General features: G+C 35.0%; 3 protein-coding genes. All 3 read right to left on the reverse strand.

Annotated elements, in window-relative coordinates; translation table 11 throughout:
* Window positions 1–87 precede the first annotated feature (87 nt).
* The 3 genes from NK356_RS23915 to NK356_RS23925 all read right to left on the reverse strand — a co-directional run bounded on the left by NK356_RS23915 (window position 88) and on the right by NK356_RS23925 (window position 3,184).
* A complete protein-coding gene (locus tag NK356_RS23915; RefSeq protein ID WP_253318235.1) occupies window positions 88–612 on the reverse strand; it encodes a DUF6584 family protein in 525 nt (174 codons plus the stop codon).
* A gap of 241 nt (window positions 613–853) precedes the next feature.
* Window positions 854–1,513, reverse strand: coding sequence for a hypothetical protein (locus tag NK356_RS23920; protein WP_253318236.1), 660 nt, complete (start codon window positions 1,511–1,513; stop codon window positions 854–856).
* Window positions 1,514–1,663: 150 nt separating this feature from the next.
* On the reverse strand, window positions 1,664–3,184 hold the full coding sequence (locus NK356_RS23925; RefSeq protein ID WP_253318237.1) for a TROVE domain-containing protein: 1,521 nt from the start codon (window positions 3,182–3,184) through the stop codon (window positions 1,664–1,666).
* Between the last annotated feature and the right edge of the window lie 277 nt (window positions 3,185–3,461).

The raw sequence follows: 3,461 nt of genomic DNA on the forward strand, positions 1-3,461 counted from the left end.
GAAGGAGGTCTTTCTAACGGCACCAGTATTATTAACACTGCAAAATTATATTGTGAGTACGCAATCTTTTTACGTAGATTAAATTTATTAAGAAAATAATGATGAAATCATTTCAAAAAGTTTAAAAATACCTAATAAAGGAAGCGATATAATAAATCCTATGATTAAACAAATTCCGATTTTACTAAAAAAGCCTGTTTTGTTTTCTGAATAGTTTTCTTTCTCTCTCGTTTTGGCTTTGAAAACAGGAATATATTTTGTGATTTTAAGACTATGTTGTTCAAGTTCAGTAATTACTTTCCATGCATATTCATCAAGCAGATTTTTATCTCCTCTGAAAATAATATCTTTTAAAATAGCATTTCCTGAATTGCTTAAAGACTTTCTGTAAATCTCTACTGCATTTTCCATTTCATTATTCTCAGGTGTAGACAGAATCCAGAACTTACCTGCTTCATCAAGAAATCCTGCTTCAAAATAAATCTGTCCTAATTTTTTTCTTAGGGAAAGATCATTAGGAAACTGATTGATCATATTTCTTAATCTGTCGCATGCCTTTTTCTTTCTGCCTTCTTTAAGATCCTTTTCAATTCTGTAAAATAGATTTCCCATTGCTTTTTAAACAGTTTTATTCTTTATTTAAATATTTGTTCGTTTTGCCTTGAAGCAAAAGAACCAAAAGTTCAAGACCTGGAAACTCCGGCTAAAAATAACCTACACTTTCTAAAAATTCTAAAACTTGCGCGAATTTACTATTACTTCTTCGTTTCACTTTCTGTGTCGCGCTTCAGACAGTAGAATTTTCTTAACGTTCGTATAGCTTATTTTCTTAACACCTCCGTTTCCTATGTCATTATTTAATTCCAGCCAATTGTTTTGAAATTTTCTCGGGATATTTATAATTCATCGTTTTTAAAACAGATAATATTCTGCTTTTTAAATTGATTTGTTGCGTGATTACTTTTTCCAACTCAGTTTTAAGTTCGGATTCTTCTACTTCTGCAACAATTTTTATATTTTCAACATCTTCCACATTGGATTCTGTATATTCTGAGAAGAAGACTTTCCCATTTTCTCTTTTGTAAAACACCCACGGATGTCCTATCCAAAGCATTCTCCATTCTGAAGTTGGTGTCTTAAAAATATTTTCCCAATCTTCAATATTACTTATATCACCACAACAGTTAGGTTGTATCAGTATTTTATCTTCTATTTTTAATACAATTCCGCCGTCAAAGGCCATGATACCAATATCTTCTTCAGATTCGTCTGATTCCGTATCTTCCATTTTGGCTTCTATAATCATCTTAAGATTTTCATCATCGATAGTTTCAATATCCACCAGAGAAGATCCTTTCTCAATAGCTTCAAAATTAAAATTCAGCTGAGAAACTACTTCTTCCCATTTGGCAAACCATTCTTCGGGATCGGGATAATCTGAAATTTCCGGCAATTCGAATTCTTCCTTAGAATATCGTAACGGACTAATTTCAATGGTATTAATGAGTTTCATAGTATATTGTTTAATTATAGCCCCGATTGCAACGGCATCCTTTTTCTGAATGGCTTGAAGAAAGCTTTGGCGAAAAAGATAAAGTGGAAAGCGGGATTAAGCTCCTGAATATATTGATTGTTTTATTCTATATTTTAAAAGCAGTGCCTGTTACAGCACTACTTTTTGAATCATTTTCACTGCAGATTTTTTGTCTTCCAAAGCATTCAATACATCGAAAATTTTGTCTGACCAACCTGCAATAAGGTGTACATCATCCTTTCTGATATCAAGCGGCTGCGTACCATAACCTGCAAGGTCAAAAATATACAGCTTTGCATGAGGCGCGATGGCTTTGTACTTTTTCCACACGTCTTCAAAAGAGTTTCTGTTTCCTGTGCTATCCCACATCTGAGTATCGGTGAAAAGCATTACTTTATCCACCTGCTCTTTTCTTTTGATGAGATCTTCAATTACCAGATAACCATTGGTGGAATATCCTACTTCACCTTCACGTTTGTAGAATGCATCTACATTCCTTAAAATACCGTTTTTCGGCATTGGAACTCTCAGCCAACGGTCACCGAAGATACCCGTTACCACATTTTTACACTGTGACTGCAAGATCATAGACATCAGCAAACCGATATCATACAGTAAAATTTTACTTTTGCTGGAAACTGCTTTCTGCATAGAACCTGACACGTCGGCCGCGATCACCACTGATGTCTCAAAACCAAAGCCTTTGATGTTTCTGGCACTTACCACAACAGCATTTTCCAATGCTTCCAGTACTGATGACAGATAAGGAGAATCAAAGCTTTTTAATTCTCTGTAAGCCGCCAGGAATCGGAATGGAAGCTGTTTTGAATTGGTTACGGCTCTTTCATCGGAAAGATATCTGCACACTTTGCTCATCGCATCAGATGATACTTTAGCTTCCAGGATATTCCTCAGGTTTCTCATGGTTGCCATATACCCCAGTTTGTTGCTGAAGATCAATTCTTCCCATTTATTTTTGAAAGCCAGTTTTCTTTCTGCATCATTTGCAAATTTCGTCTGACCCAAAACGGAAAGCTCCACTTCCCATGTATAAGGAGTTTCCAGTGTATTGTTAGCAATTTTGTTGAAAACTGTCTGCTGATCTTCATCTTTAGCTTTCGGATGAACCAGGAATAATGCATCTTTCAGCGTTACTTCTGCTTTTCTGTTGTATTTTGCAAACTGGTATTCATCAAACTTATTGAAGGATTTTACCAGACCTTTCTGAATCTGTTTGGACAGTTTGTTCAGTTTCTTGGTATCTGTTCTTTTGTTGGCAAGCTGGTAATACGCCAGCAATTCTGTGATTTCATCTGCTCTCTGAACGACTCCATCTACTGTTTTGCTTACAAGGTCTGTACCCGAAGTCTGCTTTGCTAATTCAGTTGTCAAAACCAATGGGATAGATCTCAGGTACATATCTTTTCTTGCATATACGGCCAGCTTTGCCACAAATTCAGGATCATTTTTTTTGATCAGAGACTGGATTCTCGCCAATCTGTCATTTCCTTTTTCGTAGTTGGCATCTGACAGTCCTGTTGTAACAACAGCACTATACAATTCTTCTGCAGGCGTCATGGCACATGCTTTTGCACCTTCGTAGTTCTGTACTACTTTTTTATTTTCTTTTTTTAAAAAATTAAATTTCATGGTTACTGTTTTTATTGTTAAACATGGGAAGGTTGATACTTCCTCTCTGATTTCTGATGCAAAGTAAAAACAGTATTGCGCAATCTTTTTGCGTAGAAAATTTTTCTTTGATTTTTTTTATTTTTAAAATGATTCTTGCAGATTATACAGGATTACGCAGATTTTAAGTTTTGGCTAAGCCAAATGAAAGGTGGTAATTTGAAGAAGCCGTCTCATTTTCCTTGAGGCGGTTTTTGTTTATAAACTACCCATATTATTTTTTTAGGATGATTTTTTT

Source organism: Chryseobacterium sp. S0630, from assembly GCF_024158915.1.
Classification (GTDB): domain Bacteria; phylum Bacteroidota; class Bacteroidia; order Flavobacteriales; family Weeksellaceae; genus Chryseobacterium.